We start from the raw sequence: 26,113 nt of genomic DNA, 5'->3' as shown, positions 1-26,113 counted from the left end.
CATCGCCCCGGAACGCATCGGCGGCCCTCCCGTAGTGTCCGTTCTCAGCGGGCGCGCCGCTTCAACGCTCAACACTGGAGTACTCATGACGCAGAACCTCCCCGAGACCTTCGCGACCCAGGTGCGCGCCGTCTCCGGCCGTCCCGTCGCAAAGTCGACGACCATGGAGCTGTGGCAGGGCCTGTCCGCTGCCGTCGTCGATCAGATCGCCGACCGCTGGTCCGAAACGACCGAGACCTATGCGAAGGGCCGCCAGGAGCACTACTTCTCCGCCGAGTTCCTCATGGGACGCGCCCTCCTCAACAACCTCTCCAACCTCGGCCTCGTCGACGACGCCCGCTCCGCCCTCGCCGAATACGGACAGGACCTCTCCCTCGTCCTCGAAGAAGAACCGGATGCGGCGCTGGGCAACGGCGGCCTCGGACGCCTCGCCGCATGCTTCCTCGACTCCTGCGCGACCCTCGACCTGCCGGTCGCCGGCTACGGCATCCTCTACCGCTACGGCCTGTTCAAGCAGCTCTTCGACAACGGCTTCCAAACCGAGCACCCCGACCCCTGGATGGAGGAGGGCTACCCCTTCGTCATCCGCCGCGAGGAGGAGGCCCGGATCGTCTCCTACGCCGACCTCACCGTGCGCGCCGTCCCCTACGACATGCCGATCACCGGCTACGGCACGCGCAACGTCAACACCCTGCGCCTGTGGAAGGCCGAACCCATCGAGGAGTTCGACTACGACGCCTTCAACTCCCAGCGCTTCACCGACGCGATCGTCGACCGCGAGCGGACGAACGACATCTCGCGCGTCCTCTACCCGAACGACACGACCTTCGAGGGCAAAGTCCTGCGCGTCCGCCAGCAGTACTTCTTCTGCTCGGCCTCCCTCCAGGCGATCGTCGACAACTACATCGCCCACCACGGCGAGGACCTCCGCGACTTCGCCGTCTACAACGCCGTCCAGCTCAACGACACCCACCCTGTGCTCGCGATCCCCGAGCTCATGCGCCTCCTCATGGACGTCCACGGGCTCGGCTGGGAGGACGCCTGGGAGGTCGTGTCCAAGACCTTCGCGTACACGAACCACACGGTCCTCGCCGAGGCGCTCGAGACCTGGGAGATGACGATCTTCGACCGCCTCTTCCCGCGCATCTCCGAAATCGTCCGCGAGATCGACCGCCGCTTCCGCATCGACATGGCCGAACGCGGCATCGACCAGGGAGTCGTCGACTACATGGCCCCCGTGTCGGGCAACACCGTCCGCATGGCGTGGATCGCCTGCTACGCCTCCTACTCGATCAACGGCGTCGCCGCGCTGCACACCGAGATCATCAAGCGCGAGACGCTCAAGGAATGGCACGCGATCTGGCCCGAGCGCTTCAACAACAAGACGAACGGCGTGACGCCGCGGCGATGGCTCAAGCAGTGCAACCCGAGGCTCGCGGCCCTGCTCGACGAGGTCACCGGCTCGGACGCATGGGTCACCGACCTCGCCGTCCTCGGCGGTTTCAAGGATGCCGCGACCGACGCCGTCCTCGATGCGCTCACCGAGATCAAGCATGAGAACAAGGTCGACTTCGCCGCCTGGGTGAAGGAGCGCGAGGGGATCGACATCGACCCGGATGCGATCTTCGACGTCCAGATCAAGCGCCTCCACGAGTACAAGCGCCAGCTCCTCAACGCTTTCTACGTCCTCGACCTGTACTTCCGCCTCAAGGAGAACCCGGGCCTGGACGTCCCCAAGCGCGTCTTCATCTTCGGCGCGAAGGCGGCCCCGGGCTACATCCGCGCCAAGGGCGTCATCAAGCTCATCAACACGATCGCCGAGCTCGTGAACAACGACGCGGACATCGACGGGCGCATCAAGGTCGTCTTCATCCACAACTACAACGTCTCGCCGGCCGAGCACATCATCCCGGCCGCCGACGTGTCCGAGCAGATCTCGACGGCCGGAAAGGAGGCCTCGGGGACGTCGAACATGAAGTTCATGATGAACGGCGCGCTCACGCTCGGCACCCTCGACGGCGCGAACGTCGAGATCCTCGACGCGGTCGGCCCCGAGAACGCCTACATCTTCGGCGCCACCGAGGACGAGCTGCCCGAGTTGCGCAAGAACTACGACCCGCGCTGGCACTACGAGAACGTCCCCGGTCTCAAGCGGGTCCTCGACGCCCTCGTCGACGGCACCCTCGATGATCGGGGGTCCGGCTGGTTCCACGATCTGCGCTGGTCGCTCCTCGAGTCGGGGTATGAGCCTGCCGACGTCTACTACGTCCTCGGCGATTTCGCGGCTTACCGCGAGGCGAAGGACCGCATGGCAGCCGATCATGCGGATGCGCGCGCCTGGGCGCGCAGGACCTGGGTGAACATCACTCAGTCGGGGCGCTTCTCCTCCGATCGCACGATCCGCGATTACGCGGACGAGGTATGGAAGCTGGAGCCGACGCCGATCGCCAACCCGGCCGACAACGCCTGATCCCCCTCCCCTTCTTCCGGCGAGGTCATCACCTTTCGGCGGCGAAGTCATCACTTTTCTTCGTCGAGGGGATCTGGATGCACCGCCGGGGGCGGACTTATTGAGGTCTGCTCCCGGCGGTTCGTCGTATCCGGGGCCTCCTCTTGTCTGCGCCGCCCGGTGCGTTCGGCCCGTGGGGTGGTGTGCGCCCTCGTCAAGATTGCCGAGGGCGGGGCGAGCCGTGTGCGCGAAGGGGCGTGGATGCGGAGATCCCCTCGGTGAGGGAAGGTGATGACTTCGCCGGATAAAGGTGATGACCTCGCCCTCGGAAAGTGATGACTTCGCCGGAAAAAGGTGATGACCTCGATGAGGGGGGAAGCGGCGCCGCCATCGGGGCCGAGCGCGTCTTGAAACGGCGAACTGTATGAAGGGCTTGACACAGTTCCTTCTGTGTGTCACTGTATTAGTAAGTTAATACAGCAACACATGGAAGGAGCTCCGATGGATTTCGATGGCACGCGGCCGATCTGGCTCCAACTCGCCACCGCCTTTCGCGCGCGCATCGCCTCGGGCGCATGGCCCCCCGCCTCGAAGATCCCGAGCGTGCGCGAACTCGCCCTCGCCGAAGGGGCCAACCCCAACACCGTGCAACGGGCGCTCGGCGAACTCGACCGCGAAGGCCTCACCCTCGCCGAACGCGCCCAGGGCCGATTCGTCACCGACGATGACAGCCTCATCGGCGCGGCCCGCGCACAGCTCGCCCGAGAAGCGACCCTCCACCATCTCGCGCAGCTGCGCGCCCTCGGACTCGGACTCGACGACGCCCAGTCCCTCTTGACCGCACTCTGGAACGACACTCCCATCGAAGGACGGACACGATGAATCAGACCCCGACCCCGCTCGTGAGAATCGAGGGGCTCATCAAGACCTACGGGAAGACTCGGGCCCTGCACGGACTCAGCCTTGACATCGCGCCGGGCCGCATCATCGGCCTCGTCGGCGAGAACGGCTGCGGGAAGACGACGCTCATGAAGATCCTCGCCGGAGTCCTGGCGGAATGGCAGGGCAGGGTCGAGATCAACGGCCGCGCCCCCGGACCGGAGACCAAAGCGGAGATCGCCTTTCTCCCCTGCGCGGACTTCCTCGACACCTCCCTCAACGCCGAGAAGGCAATCGCCCTCTACGAGCGCTTCTTCGCCGACTTCGACGCCGACAAGGCCCGCAGGACGATCGACTACTTCGGCCTTCCCAAGGACCGCACCCTCAAGGAGATGTCCCGCGGCATGGGCCAGAAGCTCCAGATCGCCCTCGTCATGGCGCGCAGGGCTCGCCTCTACGTCCTCGACGAGCCGATCTCCGGCGTCGACCCGGCGGCCCGCGACATCATCCTCGAAGGGATCCTGCGCGACTTCGATCCGGACTCTTCGATGCTCCTGTCCACCCACCTCATCTCCGACGTCGAGCCGATCCTCGACGAGGTCATCATGCTCAAGGAGGGCCGTCTTCTCCTCGCCGGAAACGCCGACGACCTGCGCGACGAGCACGGCATGTCCCTCGACCAGCTCTTCAGGAAGGAATACCGCTGATGTTCGCCACACTCTTCGCCCAGGAATTCCGTGAGAACGGGAAGAAGGTCGCCGGACTCCTCGGCGTCGCCCTGCTCGTCGTCGCCGTCTCCGCCGGGGGCGTGCTCTTGAAGATCCCGCTCGTCTCGGCAGGCCTGAAGGCCGTGCTCGTCATCGCCTCGGTCGCGGTCCCCTTCGTCATCGTCGTCCAGCTGGCTTCGGCCTATTGGACGAGCATGTACGGCTCCCGCGGCTACTTCACCCACACGATTCCCGCGCGCGGACGGGACCTGTACTGGGCGAAAACCCTATTCGCAATGCTCTTCGGGCTGCTCGGCCAGCTCTTCGCCGCTTTCGGCCTCCTCGTCTCCTACATCCTGATGAGCCGCGAGGCGGGGATGAGCCTCGCCGAGAGCCTGCGCGCGCTCATCGACATCGCGGGCAAGACTCCGACGGCCGTCGTCGCCATCTTCGTCGTGGGCCTTCTCCTCTCGCTCGTGCAGTGGGTCTTCGGCGGAGCCGCAGTCATGAGCATCGGGGCGGAAGGGCGCTGGAACCGCCAGGGCTTCACCGTCCCGGCGATCGGCCTCGTACTCCTCTACCTCGCGGGTCAAGTCCTCAGCTTCCTCGGAATGCTCCTGCCCGGGTCGATCGATCTTGGAACGATGAGCTTCAGTTGGGGCTCGATGCTCGCCGACTTGCGCAACGGAGCGGAGAATCCGCACATCGGCCTCGGGATGATCCCGATGACCCTCCTCCTCACGATCGTTCTGGCCTTCTTCGGCATCCGTTCGATCGAGCGGCGCACCTCCTTGCGCTAGGACCGCTCGCGCTCCGGCCCCGCCCTCGTTCATCGACGAGGGCGGGGCGTTCGCCGTCATGCCCGGCCGCAGCCGACCGCCTCCGCGTGCGGAGGCGCGGTGAGCGCTTGTACGGGTGCCGGGGGTCCTGGAAGCGTTGCAGTCCGTGCGCGGAAGCGCCGCATCCCCTCGATGAGGAAAGGTGATGACCTCGATGAGGGAGGGCGGTCGGCGACCGGTTACTCCGCGGACTTGTCGCCGCCCTTGCGGCGGCGCACCCGCTGACGAGGGGCCTTCGCCGTCTTCGGCGCGCCCTCGGCGGGCTGGGAGTGATTGCCGCGGCCGCGACCCCGGGTGCCGCGGTCGGAACGGCCCTGCTGGCCGGCCCGGGGCTCGCGATCCCCGTCCTTGGAACGACGATTGCGCTCGCCCGAATGGGCGCGTCCCCGGCCCCCCTTGTCGAGACCGCGGCCCCGCCCTCGTCCCTCCGAGCGGGGACGGGGACCGCCGAGATCCTCGAGGACCTCGGCGTCCAAGCCGGCGAGGGTGCGCTTGGCGCGCGGGAGGCGCCCCGTCGTCCCGGCGGGGATGTCCAGGTCGGTGTAGAGGTGGGGCGAGGTGTGGTAGGTCTCGAGGGGTTCGGGCACGCCGAGCCCCAGGGCCTTGGAGATGAGCGACCAGCGCGGGGTGTCGTCCCAGTCCACGAAGGTGACGGCCGTGCCGGAGTTGCCCGCGCGGCCCGTGCGCCCGATGCGGTGGATGTAGATCTTCTCGTCCTCGGGGCACTGGTAGTTGATGACGTGCGTGACATCGTCGACGTCGATGCCGCGGGCCGCGACGTCGGTGGCGACGAGGACGTCGACCTTGCCCTTGCGGAAGGCGCGCAGAGCCTGCTCGCGGGCGCCCTGGCCGAGGTCTCCGTGCAGGGAGCCGACCGCGAAGCCGCGATCGGTGAGGTCTTCGCCGAGGCGGGCCGCCGTGCGCTTGGTCCGGCAGAAGATGATCGAGCGCCCGCGCCCCTCCGACTGGAGGATCCGCGCGACGACCTCGACCTTGTTCATCGCGTGCACCCGGTAGATCACCTGCTTGACGGTGTTCACCGTCTGGTTCTGGTCCTCGGGGTCCTGGGCGCGGATGTGGGTCGGGTGCTCCATGAACTTGCGGGCGAGCGCCACGACCGGGCCGGGCATGGTGGCGGAGAAGAGCATCGTGTGCCGGTTCGCGGGAACGCGCGACAAGAGGGTCTCCACATCGGGGAGGAAGCCGAGGTCGAGCATCTCGTCGGCCTCGTCGAGGACGACGGTCTCGACGCCGTTGAGGTGGAGGACGCTCTTGCGGAGGAGGTCGATGAGGCGGCCGGGGGTTCCGACGACGATGTCCGCGCCCTTCTCCAGGGCATCGATCTGGGGCTCGAAGGCGACGCCGCCGTAGATCTCGACGATGCGGGTCGACAGGTACTTCGCGGCCTCGCGCAGGTCCTGGGCGACCTGCTTGCACAGTTCGCGGGTCGGCAGGACGATGAGGGCCTGCGGCCTGTTCGGGTTGAGGAGCTCGTCGTAGCCCTCTTCGTCGGGCGCGATGACGTCCTCGAGGACGGGGATGCCGAAGCCGAGGGTCTTGCCGGTTCCGGTCTTCGCCTGGCCGATGATGTCATGGCGGTCGAGGGCGGGCGGCAGGGTGAGCGCCTGAATCGGGAAGGGGTGCGTGATCCCCTTGTCGGCGAGGGCGTCGACGATCGGGTCGGTGACGCCGAAGTCGGCGAAGGTCTTGTGCTCGAGGTCCTCATCGCCGGTGTCGATGATGTCGGGGGTGGCTTCCGGCTCGGCGGCAACGGGGACGATGCTGCCGAGCCTGACGACGCCCGCGGAGTATTCAACGGGGGCGTCGGCCGTGGTCATGGGTGTTTCGGGCGCGTTCGCGCCCTCGTTCGTCGTGGTCGTCACGATCTGCCTTTCCTCCCGGGATCGTCCGGGGGTGGGGGTGGCAGCCGATCGCGCAATATCCGGGGTGCGCCTCGGGCGCAGAAGAAAGCTTCGAAGCGACCGGTCAGCCGTGGTCGCCCCCATTGTACGAGGGCGAGCACGGCTGACCGAGCGGTTATGGCGTCACTCACTCATTTCAAGTGCTCCGGTGCCGCTAGAAGGCCCCGACCTGTCCGCCGACCATCATCCACGTGAAGAGCGCCGCCCCGACGGCGGAGGCCACCCAGATGGAGCGCGTGCGCACCTGCACCCAGACGTTGAGCGCGACGAGGACTGTGAACTGCGGGATGATGACGTTGAGCATCATCATCCACCTTCCCCCGAGTTTCGGGAGCCCGATGACATCCATCCCGGGACCGATGCCCATGTAGCCGGGGACGAAGTGGAAGAGCCACAGGAGGCACAGGCCGAGAACGGCGCAGACCCAGGCGTATGCGAAGCGCTTGGCCCACAGGATGAGATCCCGCTGGCCATCCCGCGCCGGGATCCTCGACATCGTATTGAGACCGAGGCCGTTGACCACGAAGAAGAAGGCCCAGATCACGAGGAAGTAGGGGAGGAGGATGAGGGCGCGTTCGGGAGTCAGGGTCTTGAGCATCGGCCAGAGGACCCGGAACTCCGGGCCCCGGAAGAAGGCCGTGAGGCTCACGACGATGACGGGCCAGGCGATGAGCGCCGCCGACAGGGCGAGCGCGCGGAGGATCCCATGGCGTGCGCCCTGCGCCGGGAGAACCCCGAGGTCGGACCAGCTTCGCTCCTTGCCCGCTCCGGTCTTCTTCCACACGAGGAAGGCGATGAAGGTGAGGAGGGCCGTCACGACCAGCCAGGTCGCGATCCCGTTGCCCATCTGCAGGGGCAGGAAGGGGATCGCTGCGGAGATCGGATCATCGCCGCCGCCCTTCTGGGTGAACAGCGGGTAGAGGAGGATCGTCATGACGATGCTCACGAGCGCCGACACGGCCAGTCCCTTCCGGCCGCCTCCCGCGTACGCGCCCTCGGAGCGGTGCATGGAGCCGAAGGCCGGGAGCCTCAGGAGGAGGCCCAGCAGGGGGATGAGCGAGGCGACGAGAGAGAAGAGGGCGATCGCGCCGCCGATCTCCTTCCACTGGTAGACGTGGGAGTCGGCGGGGATCCAGTGGGGGTCCTCCTGCCCGCCCCGAAGCGCCGCGTTGAACCAGTCGACCACGGCGGTGTTCGAGGCGCCGGAGGTCATGACGCCGAGGTGGGTGCCTGAAACGAGTTCGGCCCGTCGGGCGCTGCCGTCGGCGAAGTCGCCGTAGGTGCGGTTCCATTCGATCGTCTCACCGGGGGCGAGGCCGAAGGCCTCGAGCCGCGCGGGGTGGGTGTTGAGCGACGAGACCGGGAAGGTCGCTTCGCGGTATCCGCCGATCTCCTCGTTGTCGCCCTGGACGAGCAGGTAGTTGCGGACGTCGAGGATGTCCGGGTCCCCGCCGTTGCCCGACAGGGCGACGATCGCTCCGACGGACTCGTCGGCCTTGGCGAGTTTGAGGGCGTAGATCGAACCGGTGGAGTGCCCGAATGCGCCGAGTCGGGTCGCGTCGACGAAATCGAGGGACTTGAGGTGGGCCAGGCCGCTCGCCGCGCCCGACATGATCTGCGGATCGACGCCGTGCTGAGTGGAGTATCCGTGGCCGAACTGGTCGATGCTGAGGACGACGAAGCCTCGGCGCGCGAGTTCGATCGTCCCGAATGTCGTGGTGGCCTCCTTGTCGGATTGATAGCCGTGAAGCGCGAGAAGGCCGGGTGCGGGGTTCTCGGCCGTCACCCACGTCGGGCGGTAGATCTTCGCGACCATCGGCTCATTCGAATCGGTCATGAACTCGACTCGTGTGACCTCGACCCTGCCGAATCCGGAGTCGGCGGATTTCGCGATGAGGCCGCCGCACAGGGCGAGGATCGTCAGGAGGATGAGCGAGAGCCACAGGGCCCGAGTGGAGGCGGAGCCGCGGGAGGAGCGGTCGTGGGGCGCATGCGTCGTCATGGTGTGCATCTCCTGTCGGTCATGCCCGTCCGGAGGCCCTGCGGCAGTCGCGCGTCAGGGTCGGGATCACGTAGAGGGAGGAAGTGGCGGCGATGTAGAGGTCGGATCCGTCGCTTCCGCCGAAGCAGAGGTTCCCGACCTTCTCGGGGACGGGGATCCTGCCGATCTGCTCGCCCTCGGGCGAGTAGATGATGATTCCGTCGAGGCAGGAGCTCCACACGTTGCCCAGCTCGTCGACTTTGATGCCGTCGGGGACTCCGGGGGAGACTTCGACGAAGTCCTCACCGGCCTTCACCCGCCAATCGTCGATGAGGTAGCGGCGGATGTGGTGGCGCCCCATGAGGCCGTCGCGGTTGAGGGCGGCGGAGTCGGCGACGTAGAGGACCGACTCGTCGGGGGAGAATGCGAGTCCGTTCGGTTCGACGACGTCGGTGATCGCGACCGTGAGGCGTCCTTCCGGGGTGATGCGGAAGACCCAGTGGTCGGCGTATTCGCGTCTTCCGGGGTGGCCCTCCTGCGGGTAGATGATCCCGTAGGCAGGGTCGGTGAACCAGATGGAGCCGTCGGAGGAGACGACCACGTCGTTCGGGGCGTTGAATCGGTGCTCCTGCCAGCGGTCGACGATGACGGATATCTCGCCGTCGGTGTCGCGTTCGAGGCGGCGTCGGCCGTGGGAGCATTGGATGACGGTGCCGTCGAGGTCGATGGTGCGTCCGTTGACGTGATCGGGCGAGTCCAGGTGGACGACGGCTTCGGAGGTCTCCGGGGAGCAGTCCCAGACCTTGTCGCCGATGACGTCGGAGAAGCGCAGGGTGTTGCTTCGCGGGATCCAGCAGGGGCCTTCGAGCCATCGGCCCCCTGTGAAGACTCGTTCGAGCGCCGATTCGTCGGCGATCAGGTCTGACATTCTCATTGTCGTCTCCTCGTGGGTGTCACGTCGTTGTGGCTGCGGTCTGTCAGGAGCGGGGGTTGAGGACGCGGATCACGGTTGAATCGTCATCGGCGCCCCGGCCCTGCGCGTTGCCGAGGATGAACAGCTGCTCGGCGGCGGCGGCGACGGGGATGGCGATGCCGGCGCGTTTGGCGGCCTCCGTCACGATCCCCATGTCTTTGACGAAGATGTCGAGGCGCGAGAGCACTTCGGGATCGCGGCCCTCGTCGGCTTCGATGGCCCTGGGGCCGCGGTTGCCGAGCATGAAGGATTCGGCTGCCCCGGCCATGAGCGCGTCGAGTGCGGTGCGCTGGTCGAGTCCGAGTCTGCCGGCGAGGGCGAGGGCCTCTGCGGCGGCTGCGATGTGGACGCCGCAGAGCAGTTGGTTGACGGTCTTCATCGCCTGCCCTTTGCCCGGTTCGTCGCCGATGCGGACGAGGGTGCCGGCCATCGCGCGCAGGATCGCTTCGGCGCGCTCCCAGACCGAGGGGGTGGCCGCCGCGGTGACGAGGAGTTCGCCCTTCCCGGCTCGGAGGGGGCCCCCTGAGATCGGGGCGTCGACGAGGCCGATGCCGGATTTCGCGAGCCGGGCGGCGAGGGCTTCGACGGCCCCGGTGCCGACGGTCGAGGTGAGGATGACGTTCGCGCCCTCGGGGAGGATCCGGACGACGCCCTGCTCGCCGTAGAGGAGGTCTTCGAGTTGGGCCGCGTTGCGGACGGCGACGAGGAGGAAGTCGGCTTCGGCTGAGGCGGCGAGGGCACTGTCGGCGATGGCGATTCCTCGGGAGGCGGCGAGGGCGCGGCGCTCCTCGGAGAGGTCGAAGCCGACGAGCTCGAAGCTTTTCGCGAGGTGGGCGGCCATGGGCAGGCCCATGGCACCGAGGCCGAGGACGGCGATTCTGAACGGCATTGTTCTTCTCCTGTCGGATGGGGCGGGGCGGGGTTGCGTCGTCGGCGCTTACAGCTCGAGTTTGGCGACGACTTCCGCGAGGGATTCGTCGGTGCCGACATTGCCTGCGAAGACGATGTAGGGGATCCCCGCCGCGGGACCGTCGATCGCGGACCAGAGGGAGACGATCCCGGGGAGCATGGGGCCGATGACGCGGGCGCGCCGGATCTCCAGGCCCTTCGAGGCGACGTCGGAGGAGGTGATGCCGCCCTTGGCGACGACGAATCTCGGGGTCGTCCGTTCGATGACGCCGTGGACGACGGCGACGATCGCGGCGGAGACGGCGCGGGCTTGGGCGAGCGCCGTGTCGGGGTCGAATCCGGAGAGCATCGCGCGGGAGGTCCGCAGGATCGCGGTCCCGGTCTGAAGCGCGGCCACGGCTTCGTCGATGAGGTCCGCGATGCAGCCCTCGGGGTCCTCGCCGGTGAGGATGCGGGCGGAGTCGAGGACGAGGACGGGCACGTCCTTCCCGCGGGTCAGGCGGTCGAGTTGGCGGGCGGTCACGCCGACGTGGGAGCCGACGACGACGAGGCCGCCGGCGGTGCAGGCGCGGCCCGATCGGGAGTGCTCGATCTCGGCGGGGGTGAGAGGGGGGTGGGGCTCTTGGCCGATGCGCTCGCGGACGAAGGGCGGGCCGACGCGGTAGATGAAGCGCGATCCGGCCTCCTCGGCGCGGATCAGGGCGAGCGCGAGGGCGCGCATGTCGGCGGTCTCGACGGCGTCGACGGCGATGGGCGTCGAGTTCTTCGCGCTGAGGAGGATGTCGACGGTCCTGTCGGGGTCGGTGCGCAGGGTTTCGATGTCGATGAGGAGGACGTCGTCGGCGCGTCTGGCGCCGCCGGTCTTCTCTTCGACCCATTCGGCGAGTGAGGAGCGGGAGTAGCCGAAGGTGTTGTCCTCGGCGAATTCGGACTCGGCCGCGGGGAGGTACCCGTGGTCGGCCGAGCCAGCGTAGTGGATGCCGTGGACCGTGATGCGTCCGGCTTCGGGGAAGGCCGGGACGAGGACGACCCCGTCGGCGCCGCGCCCGGTCGCCGATGTCAGGGCGTCGGTGATCGTGTCCGTTTCGAGGGGGTAGTGGCCGCGCAGGGTCGAGTCGGAGCGTGAGACGAAGTCGATCTCGACACCGAGCCCCCGCGCTGATTCGAGGGCGGCGGCGACGACCTCGCGGGTGATCCCTTCGGCGTTTTCGGGGCTGAGGGAGCGCGAGTTCGTCATCACGTAGACGGCCGGGGCGCCGCTTCCCAGCGCCCAGGTGAAGTCGTCGACCTCCCAGGAGGTGAGCACCGGGAGGCCGGCGACCGACTGGGTGCCCGTGGGGTCGTCGTCGAGGACGATGTGAATGGGGGCGTGGGAGGCGGCGGATTGGGCTGCGGCGACCTCGGCCGCGGTGATGGAGGGCGCCGGGGGCAGTCCTGCGAGCAGATCGGTGCGGGGGATGAGGGGCATGTTCACTCCTTCGTGATGCCGACTCCCGTCCGAGCAACATTGCTCAGACCTCTGATGTTTAATCTCAGGGTATTCCGCCCTCGTCGAATCGGCAAGGCCCTTCGCGGGAGCTGCGAACCTCAGGAGTCGGTGTTCTGCACGAGATCCAGGCGCGTCTGAGTCATATGCGCCCGCATGGCGTCCTTCGCGGCCTCTTCATCGCGGATCCGAAGGGCGTCGAGGATCGCGCGGTGGTGATTCTGCGCCCGCTTGCGCACTTGGGGATGGGAGGCCGTGACGACACGAGATTCGTGGAGGGCCTTTTCAAGCGGGGACATGACGACGGGGATGAAGGGGTTCGCGGAGGCGAGGAGGATCCGCCGGTGGAATGCCAGGTCCTCCTCGATGTGCCGGGACACGTCATCGGCCTCATCGGCCGCCTCCATCGCCGTGATGTGCGACGCGAGGGCGGCGAGATCCGCCTCCGAGCGATTGCGCGCCGCCAGGCCGACGGCGCCGACCTCGATCATCCGGCGAAGCTCGGTGAGACGAAGGCCGACGTCCCTCGGGGACGAGTCGTGCAGGGCGCAGGCGACGAGGGTCGACAGGTCGTTCCACTGCGCGCGCGGTGCGACGAAGGTGCCCCGGCCCTGGACGACTTCGAGGATCCCGCGGTCCTTGAGGATCCTCACCGCCTCGCGGGCGGTCAGCCTCGAGACGTTCAGGCGCGAGGCCAGGTCGCCCTCCGGGGGCAGCGCCTCGCCCTCCTGATACTCGGCATCGATGATCGCCTTGGTGATGTCGTCGACGACCTGTTCGACGAGGTCCCGCTTCATTCCAGTGCCTTTCCCTGTGGACTCGGCTTCAAGGATCGCACTATTCCGACGAGGAGGCGGGGCATGAACGGTCTCGAGCCGCAAGACCGATCGTGAAAGGCGCGGAGGACGCCGCTCCGCACGATTACGCTGGGGGCATGGACACCGAGTACGCACCCGTTCCCCACGAGGACGTTGAAGTCATCGGCCTGCTCGCCTACTCCGCGCTCGCGGTGATGACGCGACTCGCCAAGGACGGCGATCAGGCGCCCGATATCGAGGCGCACATCGAGCACGCGCGGATGTCGGCGCGCGCATTCGAGATCTTCGAGCAGCTCGAGGTGTGGGCGGCTCATCGAGGCATCGACCTCCTCGCCGCCGCGGGCCAGTATTCCGGCCTGTACGACGATCTGGACGCGAGGACGCGGCCCACGACCTGGTTCGAGCGCACGGTGAAGACCTACGTGACCGTCGGCATCATCGGGGATCTGCTTCTCGAGGTGTCCCAGCGCCACGAGCTCTTCGACGGCGAGGCCGCACCCTGGGACCTCACGCAGGGCGAGTGGGAGCGGACGCATCTTGCGCCCGTGACCGCCGCCGACCCGCAGCTCGCGGCCCGCCTGTCGCTGTGGGCGCGCCGTGTCGCCGGTGAGGTTCTCGGATTGGCCAGGGCGACGCTGTTCACCCACCCGGACCTCGCTCAGGACCCGGATACCGCCGACGCGATCGCGGCCTTCGTGACGAAGCGCCACGGCGAGAGGATGGCCCAGATCAATCTCAAGGCCTGACGGGACGGGGCGGGACGAGGGATCCTCCCGCCGCCCGCCCCGCGCGCCGCTTCGCTGCCGTGCCCGGCGCCTTCGGGGCGAGGGCGCGGTCCCTCAGACGATGGCGAATCCGACGCGGCGCTCGATCTGCTCCCCGATCTGGACGTAGGCGATCGAGCGGGCGGGGATGAGATAGCGCTGGCCCTTGTCGTCGGTGAGGTCGAGGACGGAGAGGGATTGGACCGCCGCGTTGACGCGCGACACGAGTTCTTCGCGCTCGATGTCGAGGTCGATGGAGATTTCGCGGGCGGAGCCGCGGATACCGATCGTGATGTTCATGTGTCCTCCTGAGGGGTTGATCCTGGTCCTCATGCTAGGCGCCGCAAACGCCCATGGCCTGAGGGAGGATTGAGTCATGAGCGGAATCCGTGTTCAGGTGAGGCCCAGGCCCGCGGGGTGGGCCGATGTGCCGAGTCTCGATCGCGCCCAGGAGGCGGTGCGCGATCGCGCCCGAGTCGCCTCCCTGGTCGTCAGGGGCGCACCGGGCTCGGGGCGCACCACCTGTGCGCTCGCCGTCATGGAGGACGCGGCCGAGCGCGGTGAACGGGCGATCCTCCTCGTCCCGGACCGCGTGAGGGCGGACGCCCTGACTCCGCGCGTCCAGGCACTCGTGCCGCAGACGGTGCGCCCGGTGAGGACGCCCGCCTCCTTCGCGTACTCGGTGGTGTCGGCCTGGCGTCTGAATCGACACGATCCGCTGGGCCCGGTCGAGCTCGTGACGGGCGCCCTCCAGGATGAGCTCATCGCCGAGCTCCTCGAGGCGGTCCCGGCGCCCTGGCCGGACTCGCTGCCGCCCGAGATGCGCACGATCCCCGCCTTCCGGGACGAGCTGCGCGATCTTTTCGCCCGGGCCGGCGAGGTGGGCTTCGACGGCGCGGCCCTCGCCGACGCCGGGTACCGCTTCGCCCACCCGGAATGGGTGGCGGCGGGGGTGCTCCTGGAGGCCTACCTCTCGGGCGAGTCCTTCTCGGTCGAGCACCGCGACGTCGTGCGGGTGGATCTGGCCAGGATCCAGTCGCTCGCAGCTGAGCTCATCGACGCCTGGGAGGCCGATGCTCCTGAGCGCGCCGTCGACGGGGCCTTCGAGGCCCCCGATCTCGTCGTCGTGGACGATCTGCAGGATTGCACGCCCTCGACGATCCGCCTGCTCACCTCTTTGGTGAATGCCGGAAGCCGCGTCGTCGCCTTCGCGGACCCGGATGTGGCGATCGCCGGCTATCGCGGGGGTGAGCCCCATCTGGACGGCCGCTTGAGCGAGGCGATCAACGCGGAGGCCATGGACCTCGGCGCCGTCCACTGCCAGGGACCGCGCCTGCGCGCCTGCGTGAGCGGGATCGTGGAGAACATCTCGCAGACGGGTTCTCCCGCGAGGCGTTCGGCCGAGGGGCGCGGCGCCCCGGATCCCGATGCCGTCCGCGCCCATATCGGCGGCTCGAACGCCCAGCTCGGCGCTCATATCGCCCACGCGCTGAGGCAGCACCGCCTCCACGACTCCATCCCCTGGACCGAGCAGGCCGTCATCGTGCGCTCCGCCGCTCAGGCCGAGGAGTTCGCCCGCTATCTGCGCCGCGGCGGCGTGCCGGTCGAGGGCGGGGCGCGGGCCTTCGACTTCGCCGCTCACGCGACCACGCGCGCTCTGCTGGAGCTCATAGCCGGGCAGGACCGCATCCCCGAGGAGCAGCGCGCGCGTCTGCTCGTCTCCTCGCCGCTCATCGAGCTCGACGGCCTGGAGCTGCATCGTTTCCTCGCGGGCCTCAACGCGCTGGAGCCCGCCGCCCACGATGATGACGATGAGGAGCATGCGGATTTCCTCATCGGCGTGAGCCGCCTCCTCGACGATCCATCGCTGTGGCGGGACCGCGCGAGGGGGGCGCTGCCCGGGGACCTCGAACGGGCTCACCGCCTCTGGAGGGAACGGGACGGAGTCGGCTCCCTGAGGCCCCAGGAAGCCCTGTGGCGGATGTGGGAGCTCGCCGAGCGCGCCGAGCCCTGGCGCGAAGGCGCGTTGAAGGGGGATGACGACTCCGCATGGTTCGACGACCAGCTCGATGCGCTTGTCGCCCTCATGCGAGTCGCCGACGTGTGGGAACAGCGCAATCCCTCGGGAACGGCGGCCGAGTTCGCCCGCGGGCTCCTCGACCGTCAGGTGCCGATCGACACCATCGCCCTCGTCGGCGTGCGGCCGCCCGGAGTCGCGGTGCTCACACCCGCGCAGGCGGTCGGCCGGCACTGGAAGGTCGTCGCCCTCGTCGGCCTCCAGGACGGCGTCTGGCCGAATACGCGCCTGCGCACCCGCACCCTGCGAGGCGATCTCATCACCGAGCTGGGAACGGGGCGGATCGCGGATTCCTGGGACGGGTCGGCTTTCCTCGACGACAACCCGAAGAACGCGCGCAAGGAAGTGCTCAACGACGAGCGCCGCCTCCTCGCGGCCGCAGTGTCGCGCTGCACCGGGGTACTCCACATCGGGGCCGTGAGCGCTGAGGACGCCGCGCCCTCGGTCTTCTTCGAGCAGCTCGCGGCGAGCGCGGGACTCGAGGGTGAAGACGCGCCGATCCTGTCTCCCGCCCCGGCCCCCTTGAGCATCTTCGGCCAGATCGCGGATCTGCGCCGTTGCGCAGCGCGCGGCGATGACGAGGCGGAATGCGAGGAGGCGGCCCTCCTCCTGGCGCTCCTGTGGCGCGAGGGCGTCGTCTCGGCGGACCCGGCCACCTGGACGGGCGAGGGCCCCCTCTCCTCGAGCGAGCCGATCGCCTCGGGAGTCGTCCGATTGAGCCCGTCGAAGTTCGAATCGGCGATGAAGTGCCCGCTCAAATGGTTCTTCTCCGACATCGGCGCTGAAGGCCCCGCAGGCGACGCCCAGAGGATCGGCACTCTCATCCACGCGATCGCCGAGAAGGCGCCCCACGGAGACGGGGAGGCGCTCGAAGAGCTCTTCCAGGCCGAGCTCCGCGAACTCGACATCGACACGGGGACGTGGGAGGGGCAGGCCTTCGTCGAGAAAGCGCGTCGGCGCCTTGAGAACCTGGCGTCCTACTTCGTCGGCGTTCCCGGTGACGTGGACACCGAGACCCCGATCGACGTGAGGATCGGCGATGCGGTGATCGGCGGCAGGATCGACCGCATCGAGAAGGTGGACGAGGGCGTGCGGATCGTCGACCTCAAGTCGGGGTCGGCGATCTCGGTGAGCGAGGCGGAGCTCCATCCCCAACTCGCCCTCTACCAGCTGGCCCTCGCGGAGCTGGGCTTCGACGTCGTCGGCGCGAGGCTCGTGTATCTCAACGGCAACAAGCCGGCTGAACGCCACCAGAAGGCATTCGACGAGGAGACGCGTGAGCGCTGGCTCGATGCGCTCAAGACCGTGTCGGGGACCCTTCGCGCCAGTGCCTTCGTCGCGAAACCGGATCGGAAGACCTGTCAGCACTGCTCATTCACGAAGGTGTGCCCCGCCGACGAGCGGGGCAGGAAGACGGTGGACTGAAATGGGGGAGAGCATGCTGTCGGCCAAGCGGATCCAGGAGATCGTGGACCCGAAGGTCGTGCCCACGGCGGAGCAGGAGGCGATCATCGAGGCGCCCCCCGGGCCGCTGCTCGTCGTCGCGGGCGCGGGTTCGGGCAAGACCGAAACGATGGCCATGAGGGTCTTGTGGGCACTGGCGAATCACGAGGAGCTCACTCCCGGTCAAGTCCTCGGACTCACCTTCACGAAGAAGGCCGCCGGCGAACTCGCCGAGCGGCTCTCGGAGCGCGTTTCCCTCCTCGCGAAGGCGGTGCCGCGGATCGATGCTGCGGAAGCCCCGGTATCGCTCACCTACAACGCCTTCGCTCAGCGGATCGTCGGGGAGCACGCGCTGCGCATCGGAGTGGATCCCGACTTCCGCATGCTCGGTGAAGCCGGCTGCGTCCAGCTGATGACGGACATCCTCATGGCCTGGCCGAAGGCCATCGATACGGAGATGTCGATCGCCACCGCCGTGAATCAGGCCCTGAGCCTTTCCGGGCAGCTGGCGGAGCACGAGTACGACCTCGAGACGGCGCGCGCACGCCTCGAGGAGTACTCGGCGGAGCTCGAGGAGATCCCCGCGAGCAACGATGCGATCCGCAACGCGATCCGCGCGAATCGACGACGCATCGCCCTCCTCGACCCGATCGGGGAATTCCAGCGCCGGAAGAGGCGGATGGGGGTCCTCGACTTCTCCGATCAGCTCGTCCTCGCCACGCGGATCGTGCACTCGTCGCCCGAGGCGGTCGCCTCGATCAGGGGCGAGCACCGCTTCGTGCTCCTGGACGAGTTCCAGGACACCTCGGTCATCCAGATGAGCCTGCTGTCGGCCCTTTTCCACGACCATCCGGTGACGGCCGTCGGAGATCCCAATCAGGCGATCTACGGGTGGAGGGGCGCTTCGGCCTCCTCCCTCGACTCCTTCCTCGACAGGTTCTCCGCGAAGGGCGCCGGGGGGCGGATGCTCGCCCTGTCCACGGCGTGGCGCAACGACCGCCGGATCCTCACCGCGGCGAACCGGGTCGCCGAGCCGCTGAGGCGGAGCGCGCGCACGGCCCCCTCGCCCCTGCTCGTCGAATCGCCTTTCGCCGGCGAGGGGGATGTGCGCGTCTCCTATTCCGCAACGGTTGAAACCGCAGCCGCCGAGGTCGCCGAGTACGTCGAAGGACTGAGGCGCGCGCATCGGGGCGAGGACTATTCGATCGCGGTCCTCGCGAGGAAGCGCAAACACTTCCTCCCCATCGATCACGCCCTGCGCGATCGCGGGATCCCGACGCAGATCATCGGTCTGGGCGGTCTGCTCGACCAGCCCGCCGTCTCCGACCTGAGATCGGCCCTCGAGATCACCGAGGACGTCCAGAATTCCCCTGCGCTCCTCCGCCTCCTCGTCAGACTCGATCTCGGAGCGGCCGATCTGGCGATCCTCGGCAAATGGGCCGGGGAACTCGCGGTCCGGCAGGGGCGCGATCGGCATTCGGCCTTCCTCCTCGAAGCCGTCGACAATCCGCCCGAACCCGGATGGCGGCGCTCGAAGGAGTCCCCCGCCTTCACCGGAACGGCGTGGCGACGGGTGAGTCTTCTCGGCTCCCGCCTCAGGGCGCTGCGCTCCCTGCGAGGACGCGGACTGGTCGATCTCGCCGAACGCGCGATGAACCTGCTGTCCATCTCCGATGATGCGATCGCCGATCCCCTCGGGGTGGGGGCGCGCGAGGCCCTCGACGCCTTCATCGATGTCATCGCCGATTTCGAGGAATCCGTTGAGTCGCCGACTCTCTCAGGGCTCCTCTCCTGGCTCGAGGCGGCCGAGGAGAACGAGAGGGGCCTGGCGGGCCCCGCGGTCGAAGCGGATCCTCTTGCCGTCCAGATCCTCACGGTCCACCAGTCGAAGGGCCTGGAGTGGGACGGGGTGATCGTCTTCGGCCTCACTGACGGATCCTTCCCCTCGCACGACTCATCCAAGAGCATCACGTGGTGCGATGAGCCCCCGGCGACTTCAGGATGGGTGAATAACCCGGGGGAGCTCCCGCACCATCTCCGCGGGGACGCGATCGATCTGCCCGACTCGAGCATCGACCTCACCGCTGAGGGGGGTCCCGCGGCCGCGTTCAGGAAATGGCTGGACGGCAGCTACAAGCCTGCGCTCGGCAGGCACGCCGAACGCGAAGAACGGCGCCTCGCTTACGTGGCCCTCACCAGGGCGAAGCACGACGAGCTTCTCATCGGATCCTGGTTCGATACCGCGACGAAGCCCCACCCGCCGTCGCGCTATCTCGAAGAGGCCCGCTTCGCCCTCGTCGACGATGCGAGGACGGTCCTCCAGACCCGGCAGATCGCCTTCGCGAACGGGAGGAGGGAGGACCTGGACGATGAGATGGCCGAGACCCTCGACCGCCGTCTCAAGGAGCTCGAGTCGGCCGTCCCCCCCTGTCCGCAAGACGAGGAACTGGAGAGCCTGCGCGCGAAGGACGAGGATCCGCTCTTCCCCGTCGCGCCGGGGCCCTCGCGTGAACTGGTCGCGGAGTCGGCCGAACGGGTCCGCCGCGCGCGAACCCAGCTGCATTCGGACGCGGATGTCTTCGCCGTTCTCTTGGACATGGGGGCCACGGAACGGGTGCGCGACATCACGGCCCTGCTCAAGGAGCGCCGCCTTCGCGCTGAAGAAGCCGAGCAGGTGATCTGGAGGGACCGGATTCCCGCGACCGCTGTCTCCTCCCTCTTGGAGGATCCGCGTTCCTTCGCCCTCAAAGCGCGCCGCCCGATGCCGAACCCGCCGGCGGCGAACTCCTCACTCGGCACGCTGTTCCACCTCTGGGCGGAGCGTCAGCTCCATCAAGCCTCGGGCGAGCTGTGGGAGGAACCGATCACGGGCCTTGAATCCCTCGACGAGGCGGGGCGCGCCCGCTTCCAGAAGATGACGGAGCACTTCTCCCGGCTCGAGATCGTCAGGACGGGTTCGCCGATCGCGATCGAAGAGCCCTTCTCGCTCGAGCTCGCGGGAATGAGCATCGCGGGACGCATCGATGCGGTCTTCTCCGACGCGCAAGGGCGCACCGTGATCGTCGACTGGAAGTCCGGGATGACGCCGAATCCGGGAACGGATCCGGCGAAGCTCCGCTATTTCGCGACGCAGCTCAGGCTCTATCGGGCCGCATGGGCGCGCGTCCGCTCCCTGCCCGAGACCGAGGTCGATGCGCTGCTCGCCTTCGTCGCAACGGGTGAGGTCATCGATCTGCCGACGATCGAGAGGCTCGCGGGAGTGGACCCCGCGGTCCCGATCGAGGAACTCGTCAGGCACGCCCTCGAATCCCAGGGACGCTCGTCCGACGAGGAGTGAACGAGGGCCATCTCCGACACGCAGCGCGGCCGCGACATCGCGTTCGCCCGACGAGGAACGAACGAGGAGGAACGACTGCGGCCCGCTGCGGGTGGACCCGCAGCGGGCTCATCAAGATGCATGATGCGAGAGGGGACGGGTCTAGTCCCGGTCGAAGTCGTTGAGGTCGAGGCGCTCTGTGGGCGCTTCGTCCTCGGAAACGCTGCGCATCGCCGATGACGAAGCGCTGCTCCCCTCCGGTGATGAAGCACTGCGCGCTTCCGGCGACGAAGCGCTGCGCACCGCCGACGAATCCGAGTCGGCGGCAGGATCGCTCAGCGCGCGCCTGCGCGGGATGAGATCCGCATCGCCGAGGTCCCGGCTCAACTCCGACAGCATCTCGCGCGCATCAGCGATGATCGAACGATCCTCCGCATGAAGGCCGTGGACGAGCCATCTCACGAGGGCGAGTTCCGAGAGCAGCTGAGCGCGGGTGAACAGCTGGAGGTCACTGCGGCTGCGCTCCAGGGAATAGGCCTCCTTGAAGCGCTCGAGGAAGGCGTCGGAGGCCTGGGCGAGCACCCAGGCGATGTCCTGAGCGGGGTCGCCGAGATGAGCGGAGGTGAAGCCGGTGAGGGCCCTGACCGTACCGGCCTCGACGATCACCGAGTTCCCCTGCAGATCCCCGTGGATGGGGGCGGGGGCGAAGCGCCACAGCGACACCTCGTCGAGCGCCGCCTCCCAACGGTTCCACAGGTTGGCGGGGATGAGGACCTGCGCTGCGGCCTCGTCGAGCAGGGCCAGGAGGCGGTCCCGGCATTCCTGCGTGGTGTACGCGGGCAGGTGGATGCCGGTGTAAACGACGTCGGGAAGATTATGGAGGGAGGCCAGGGCCTTGCCGAGCGAGGCGGGGAGGAGATGGGGGTCCTCGAAGTCCTCGGCCTCCATCGTCCTTCCGCCGAGGTCCTGATGGACGATGACGCGGTCGCCCTCGGGAGTGAGGGCGGTCCCGTGGATCCTCGGGACGTCGAAGGGGATGCGCTTGGCATCCTTCGCCTTCGCGAGGCGGGAGAGAACGCCGGACTCGGCGTCGAGGTCGAGTCCGCCGACCGTGTCATGCGGGCACACGACGGTCCACTTGTTGCCGGAAAGGTCGACGATGCCGGTCACCGACATGACTTCATCCGAGAACTGCGGGGGGCGCAGCCCGACGACCCGGAGTCCGGGGACAGCGGCTGTCGCCAGGGCTGCGAGTTCGAGGGGGGTCTTCGCGCGCATCACGCTTCCACGGTACATGCCCGAGGGCCTCGGTGAGACGAAGACCCCGAATATGCGGACGGGCGTCTGCCTCCGTCCACAATCGGGCGAAACGGCCACACGCGCGGCCTCGGATTTGGTACTTTCCGAGCATTCGACGCGAAGGCGCGTCGAAGCTGACGGTTTCGATGAGTGGGACATCTCATTCGGGAGTGCTCATGGCGGATGAGGCCATTGACGACCACCTGGACTGGATCCGGGAACGGCTTGCGGCGGGCGGAGTCGATCCGGCGACCTCGCCCGAGGCGATCGCGCGCATCATCGACGACGCGATCGACATGCTCTCGGGCCCGATGTCCGTGCCCGAACGCGAGGATCTGGCGCGGAGCCTGCAGGCCGCGATCGTAGGGCTCGGGCCCTTGCAGCCCCTCTTGGACGACCCGAGCGTGGAGGAGATCTGGCTGAACTCGCCCTCCCGGGTCTTCGTCGCGCGTAACGGAGTGCCCGAGTTGACCACGGTGATCCTGTCCGATCAGGAGGTCCGCGATCTCGTGGAGCGGATGCTCCACCATTCGGGGCGCAGGCTCGACCTGTCGCATCCCTTCGTCGACGCGATGCTCTCGGGAGGCGAGCGCCTCCATGCGGTGATCCCGCCGGTCACGGCGGGCCACTGGTCGGTCAATATCCGAAAGCACGTCCAGAGGGCCCGATCTCTGGCCGATCTCGTCGAGGCGGGCATGGCCTCCTCGGCGATGGCGGCCTTCCTGCGGGCGTCGGTGGTGGCGGGGCTGTCGATCGTGGTGTCGGGGGCGACCCAGGCCGGCAAGACGACGCTGTTGCGGGCGCTGCTCGGCGAGGTGCCGAGGACCCGGCGCGTCATCTCCTGCGAGGAGGTCTTCGAGCTCGGGCTTTCGAATCGGGACTGCGTGTCCTTGCAGACCAGACCGGGCAATCTCGAGGGACGCGGCGAAGTGACGCTGCGCGACCTCGTGCGTGAGACTCTGCGGATGCGGCCCGAATGCCTCGTCGTGGGAGAGGTGCGCGGCGCCGAGGCGCTCGACCTCCTGCTCGCCCTCAATGCGGGCGTGCCCGGGATGGCGACGGTGCACGCGAACTCGGCGAAGGAGGCGCTGTCCAAGCTCACGATGCTGCCCCTGCTCGCGGGAGAGAACGTCCGCTCCGATTTCGTCGTCCCGACGCTCGCGGCGAGCGTCGACCTCGTGTGCCACGTGGATCGGGACTCTTCGGGGCGGCGCCGCGTGACGGAGATCCTTCATCTTCCGGGCAGGGTGGAGGCGGATCGGATCGAGACCTCGCTCCTGTGGTCCTTCGACGGCGTCCGCGCGAAGCGCGGTTCGGGAACGGCCGAGCTGCACGAGCGCTTCGCGGCCGCGGGTGCGGATCTGTCATCCCTCCTGGGGGCTGAGGCATGAGCGCCTATCTCGTGGGACTGGTGATGGGGGTCGGCTGGGTCCTCATCCTGAGCGCGCTCTTCGGCGCCCCGGCCTTCTCCCCGCCCGCGCCCAGATGGTATCCGGCTTGGACCGATCAGGTGACGAGGGCGAGGATCACGGGATTGACGCCGCTGCGCCTCGTGGGCGTCAGCGCCGCTTCGATGCTCATCATCGCGCTGCTCGTCTACGCGTGGACGGGCGTTGCGGCCGTGGCCGTCATCGTCTCAGCGATCTGCGCGCCGGTGCCGCAGATGCTCGTGGCGGCGAGGGCGCGCGCCTGGGCGAAGAAGTCCCGCGAGGCCTGGCCCGAGGTCATCGATTCGCTCGTGTCGGGCGTGCGCGCCGGGGCCGGCCTTCCGGAACTCCTCGCGGAGCTGGGCGAGACGGGCCCGGAGGAGCTCCGCCCGGCTTTCGTGAAGTTCGCCCTCGACTATCGGGCGGAGGGGCGCTTCGACACGGCGCTGACGCGGCTCAAGGGGCGTTTGGCGGATCCGGTCGCCGATCGGATCGTCGAGGCCCTGCGCCTGGCGAGGGAGGTGGGCGGTGCGGATCTGTCGGTGCTGCTCCGGGATCTGGGGGTCCTGCTGCGCGAGGACGCCAGGGTGCGCGGGGAGCTCGAAGCCCGCCAGTCCTGGACGGTCAATGCGGCGCGTCTGGCGGTGGTCGCGCCGTGGCTCGTTCTCGTGATGATCTCCGCGCAACCGAGGGCGGCGGCCGTGTGGAACACCCCCGCGGGGATCCTCATCCTCGTCTCGGGCGCGGGGGTCTGCGTGATCGCCTACCTCGCGATGCGCGCCGTGGGGCGTTTGTCCTCTGATCCGAGGACTCTGCGGTGAGGGGCGTGATGGGGGCCCTGGGCGGTGCGAGTCCGACGCTCGTCGGTCTCGCCTTCGGGGCGGGGGTCCTGCTCGTCGCGGCGGCCATCGCTGCGAGGCGCCCGAACTTCGCCCGGCGGGTGGCGGCCGGGCGCCCCGCGAGCATGCGCGCTCCGGGGAGGGGGAGGGGATCCTCCGTCTTCGCGGCGCTGGCGGATTCCCTCGGGTCGACGACGCCGACGGTCGTGCGGCGCCTGGTTCTCCTGGGCGCGGATCCCGATCCGGCCCCCTTCCGTCTGCGGCAGGCGCTCGCGGGCGGTGCGGGAATGGGGTGCGCGGTCGCTTTCGGGGCGCCTTTCGCGTGGTCGAGAGGGGCGAGCGGGCTCGCGTCGCTCATCGTCCTCGGAACGCTCGGCGCATTGGCGGGCGTCGCCCTGTGGGATCGTCTCCTCAGCGTGCGGGCGAATGCGCGCCAGCGTCGGATCGACGTGCAGGTGCCCGACGCCTCGGAGCTCCTGGCCCTGGCCGTCGGGGCGGGGGAGTCGATTCCTGCCGCTCTGGAGCGGGTGGCGCGGATCTCGAACTCGGATTTGGCTCATGAGATCGAGGTGACCGTCGCGGAGATCAGATTGGGGCTGCCGAGCACGAGGGCGCTCGGCGAGCTGGGCGCGCGCAATGACTCGGCGCCTCTGGACCGTTTGTGCCAGACGCTGATCACGGCGATCGAGCGGGGGTCTCCGCTCGCCAGGGTCCTTCACGATCAGGCGAGGGACATCCGTGAGGCGTCGCGTCAAAGGCTCTTGGAGGAGGGCGGCAAACGGGAGATCGCGATGCTCCTGCCGGTCGTCTTCCTCATTCTCCCGGTCACGGTGCTCTTCGCGCTGTATCCGGGGCTGATGGCTCTTGAACTGATGCCCTAGGTCCGTGGACAGGGGCTTCACGATTCCCCATCCGGGGAGGATAAGGAGATGGGAAATGAATGAATTCAGGGGGATCGGGGCCCGTGCGCGCGGAGTGCTCACGGCGTTCCGCGATGGTCTCCTCGCCCGGGCGAGGACGCAGGGCGACCCCGAGCGCGGGGATGTGCCGGGCTGGGTGCTCATCACTTTGATGACGGCGGCGTTGGTCGTCGTGATCTGGGGGGTGGCTTCGGATCGACTCGTGGAGATCTTCAACCGTGCGATGGATTCGCTCTCTGCGATCTGAGGAGGGCTCCGAGGTCGTGTCCCACGCCCTCGTGCAGGTCATCGTCCTCATCGTGGTCCTGGCGCTCCTCCAGTTGGCCTTCGCCTTGCACACGCGGAACATGGCGATCGCGGCTGCGGGGGAGGGGGCCCGGCGGGGCGGGCTCCTCGGGGGTTCTCAGGCCGAGGCGGTCGAGCGGACGAGGGCGCTCTTCGCGGACTTGGCCGGTGCTCATGATGCCCGGATCAGCGCGGAGCGGAAGGGCGTCGACGGTGCCGAGGTCCTCGTGGTGACGGTGACGACCAGGATCCCGATCCTCGTGTCATGGGGACCGCAGTGGCTCACGGTTTCCGGATCGTCCCTGATCGAGGAGGGATGATGAGGCGTTGGGCCCAGGAGGGCGGTGAGGCGACGGTGGAGTTCGTCGGCCTCGTGTTCCTGCTCGTCGTCCCCGTCGTCTACCTCGTGGTGAGTCTCGCGCAGGTGCAGGGCGCTCTTTTCGCCGCTGAGGCGGGGGCCCGGGAGGCGTCGCGGATCCTCGCGGAGGATTCGGGGGACGAGGCGAGGGCGCTCGCCCAGATCGGCCTGGCCTTCGATGACTTCCATGTGGCCTCGAGCCCCCGGACCTCCTTCGGGTGCCGGGTGTGCTCGGGACCCGATCGTGATGTCGAAGTCGAAGTGTCGGTGCTCGTCCCCCTTCCCTTCGTCCCGAGGTGGGCTCAGACGCGCCTGGCGATCCCCGTCAAGGCCCGTTCGGCGACCCTGGTCGAGGGCGTGCGTCTCGATGAGTGAGAGGGGGAGGCGCGCGGGCTTCGGGGGGATCGGGGGCCGAGGGGAGG

The 26,113-nt window shown here is 68.4% G+C and carries 21 protein-coding genes; 13 read left to right on the top strand and 8 right to left on the bottom strand.

Features of this window, described 5'->3' with window-relative positions; translation table 11 throughout:
• Positions 1-85 precede the first annotated feature (85 nt).
• The 4 genes from ACQY7V_RS08875 (at position 86) to ACQY7V_RS08860 (ending at position 4,835) form a co-directional block, all read left to right on the top strand.
• Complete coding sequence (locus ACQY7V_RS08875; protein ID WP_428639843.1) at positions 86-2,470, top strand: glycogen/starch/alpha-glucan phosphorylase; 2,385 nt, start codon at positions 86-88, stop codon at positions 2,468-2,470.
• 480 nt (positions 2,471-2,950) lie between these two features.
• A complete protein-coding gene (locus ACQY7V_RS08870) occupies positions 2,951-3,331 on the top strand; it encodes a GntR family transcriptional regulator (protein WP_154478089.1) in 381 nt (126 codons plus the stop codon).
• Complete coding sequence (locus tag ACQY7V_RS08865) at positions 3,328-4,035, top strand: ABC transporter ATP-binding protein (protein ID WP_154478092.1); 708 nt, start codon at positions 3,328-3,330, stop codon at positions 4,033-4,035. The genes ACQY7V_RS08870 and ACQY7V_RS08865 overlap by 4 nt, the downstream gene beginning before the upstream one ends.
• On the top strand, positions 4,035-4,835 hold the full coding sequence (locus tag ACQY7V_RS08860) for a beta-carotene 15,15'-monooxygenase (RefSeq protein WP_320836017.1): 801 nt from the start codon (positions 4,035-4,037) through the stop codon (positions 4,833-4,835). Before ACQY7V_RS08865 ends, ACQY7V_RS08860 begins: the two co-directional genes overlap by 1 nt.
• Positions 4,836-5,053: 218 nt before the next feature.
• On the opposite strand, the gene ACQY7V_RS08855 is transcribed toward ACQY7V_RS08860, so the two are convergent.
• The 6 genes from ACQY7V_RS08855 to ACQY7V_RS08830 form a co-directional block, all read right to left on the bottom strand.
• A complete protein-coding gene (locus ACQY7V_RS08855; protein ID WP_154478415.1) occupies positions 5,054-6,712 on the bottom strand; it encodes a DEAD/DEAH box helicase in 1,659 nt (552 codons plus the stop codon).
• A 238-nt stretch (positions 6,713-6,950) separates the two neighbouring features.
• Positions 6,951-8,798, bottom strand: coding sequence for an alpha/beta hydrolase (locus tag ACQY7V_RS08850; protein ID WP_428639839.1), 1,848 nt, complete (start codon positions 8,796-8,798; stop codon positions 6,951-6,953).
• A gap of 19 nt (positions 8,799-8,817) precedes the next feature.
• Positions 8,818-9,711 (bottom strand): SMP-30/gluconolactonase/LRE family protein, encoded by an 894-nt coding sequence (locus tag ACQY7V_RS08845; RefSeq protein WP_428639838.1) that lies wholly within the window; start codon positions 9,709-9,711, stop codon positions 8,818-8,820.
• 43 nt (positions 9,712-9,754) lie between these two features.
• Positions 9,755-10,639: an NAD(P)-dependent oxidoreductase gene (locus ACQY7V_RS08840; RefSeq protein ID WP_235361657.1), complete on the bottom strand. Its 885-nt coding sequence runs from the start codon at positions 10,637-10,639 to the stop codon at positions 9,755-9,757.
• Positions 10,640-10,687: 48 nt separating this feature from the next.
• Positions 10,688-12,127, bottom strand: coding sequence for a four-carbon acid sugar kinase family protein (locus ACQY7V_RS08835; protein ID WP_303773698.1), 1,440 nt, complete (start codon positions 12,125-12,127; stop codon positions 10,688-10,690).
• 119 nt (positions 12,128-12,246) lie between these two features.
• Positions 12,247-12,942, bottom strand: a complete 696-nt coding sequence (locus ACQY7V_RS08830; protein ID WP_303773699.1) for a FadR/GntR family transcriptional regulator — start codon at positions 12,940-12,942, stop codon at positions 12,247-12,249.
• A gap of 137 nt (positions 12,943-13,079) precedes the next feature.
• On the opposite strand from ACQY7V_RS08830, the gene ACQY7V_RS08825 reads away from it, so the two are divergent.
• A complete protein-coding gene (locus ACQY7V_RS08825) occupies positions 13,080-13,709 on the top strand; it encodes a ferritin-like fold-containing protein (RefSeq protein WP_154478108.1) in 630 nt (209 codons plus the stop codon).
• Positions 13,710-13,802: 93 nt separating this feature from the next.
• Here ACQY7V_RS08825 and ACQY7V_RS08820 read toward each other — a convergent pair whose 3' ends face one another.
• On the bottom strand, positions 13,803-14,027 hold the full coding sequence (locus tag ACQY7V_RS08820; protein ID WP_235361662.1) for a DUF3107 domain-containing protein: 225 nt from the start codon (positions 14,025-14,027) through the stop codon (positions 13,803-13,805).
• 76 nt (positions 14,028-14,103) lie between these two features.
• Between ACQY7V_RS08820 and ACQY7V_RS08815 the strand changes: the two genes are divergently transcribed.
• Positions 14,104-17,229: a PD-(D/E)XK nuclease family protein gene (locus tag ACQY7V_RS08815; RefSeq protein ID WP_428639833.1), complete on the top strand. Its 3,126-nt coding sequence runs from the start codon at positions 14,104-14,106 to the stop codon at positions 17,227-17,229.
• Position 17,230: 1 nt separating this feature from the next.
• Complete coding sequence (locus ACQY7V_RS08810) at positions 17,231-20,584, top strand: ATP-dependent helicase (RefSeq protein WP_428639831.1); 3,354 nt, start codon at positions 17,231-17,233, stop codon at positions 20,582-20,584.
• Positions 20,585-20,725: 141 nt separating this feature from the next.
• Here the strand turns inward: ACQY7V_RS08810 and ACQY7V_RS08805 are convergent, their stop codons facing one another.
• Complete coding sequence (locus ACQY7V_RS08805; protein WP_320785727.1) at positions 20,726-21,841, bottom strand: phosphotransferase; 1,116 nt, start codon at positions 21,839-21,841, stop codon at positions 20,726-20,728.
• Between the two features lie 197 nt (positions 21,842-22,038).
• Between ACQY7V_RS08805 and ACQY7V_RS08800 the strand changes: the two genes are divergently transcribed.
• From ACQY7V_RS08800 to ACQY7V_RS08775, 6 genes are read left to right on the top strand one after another with little or no spacing between them, the layout of a single operon-like run.
• Positions 22,039-23,253 (top strand): CpaF family protein, encoded by a 1,215-nt coding sequence (locus tag ACQY7V_RS08800; RefSeq protein WP_154478417.1) that lies wholly within the window; start codon positions 22,039-22,041, stop codon positions 23,251-23,253.
• Positions 23,250-24,110: a type II secretion system F family protein gene (locus tag ACQY7V_RS08795; protein ID WP_428639829.1), complete on the top strand. Its 861-nt coding sequence runs from the start codon at positions 23,250-23,252 to the stop codon at positions 24,108-24,110. Before ACQY7V_RS08800 ends, ACQY7V_RS08795 begins: the two co-directional genes overlap by 4 nt.
• Positions 24,107-25,009, top strand: a complete 903-nt coding sequence (locus ACQY7V_RS08790) for a type II secretion system F family protein (protein WP_428639827.1) — start codon at positions 24,107-24,109, stop codon at positions 25,007-25,009. Before ACQY7V_RS08795 ends, ACQY7V_RS08790 begins: the two co-directional genes overlap by 4 nt.
• 55 nt (positions 25,010-25,064) lie before the next feature.
• Positions 25,065-25,295, top strand: coding sequence for a hypothetical protein (locus ACQY7V_RS08785; protein ID WP_154478120.1), 231 nt, complete (start codon positions 25,065-25,067; stop codon positions 25,293-25,295).
• Positions 25,296-25,311: 16 nt separating this feature from the next.
• Positions 25,312-25,653, top strand: coding sequence for an ABC transporter (locus tag ACQY7V_RS08780; protein WP_235361673.1), 342 nt, complete (start codon positions 25,312-25,314; stop codon positions 25,651-25,653).
• Positions 25,650-26,066: a hypothetical protein gene (locus ACQY7V_RS08775; protein ID WP_320836008.1), complete on the top strand. Its 417-nt coding sequence runs from the start codon at positions 25,650-25,652 to the stop codon at positions 26,064-26,066. The genes ACQY7V_RS08780 and ACQY7V_RS08775 overlap by 4 nt, the downstream gene beginning before the upstream one ends.
• Positions 26,067-26,113: the final 47 nt, after the last annotated feature.

The organism is Schaalia sp. (assembly GCF_050312375.1).
GTDB classification, from domain to species: Bacteria; Actinomycetota; Actinomycetes; order Actinomycetales; family Actinomycetaceae; genus Pauljensenia; species Pauljensenia hyovaginalis.
The sequence above is the reverse complement of the archived record's forward strand: the minus strand, read 5'-3'. Positions and strand labels throughout refer to the sequence as shown.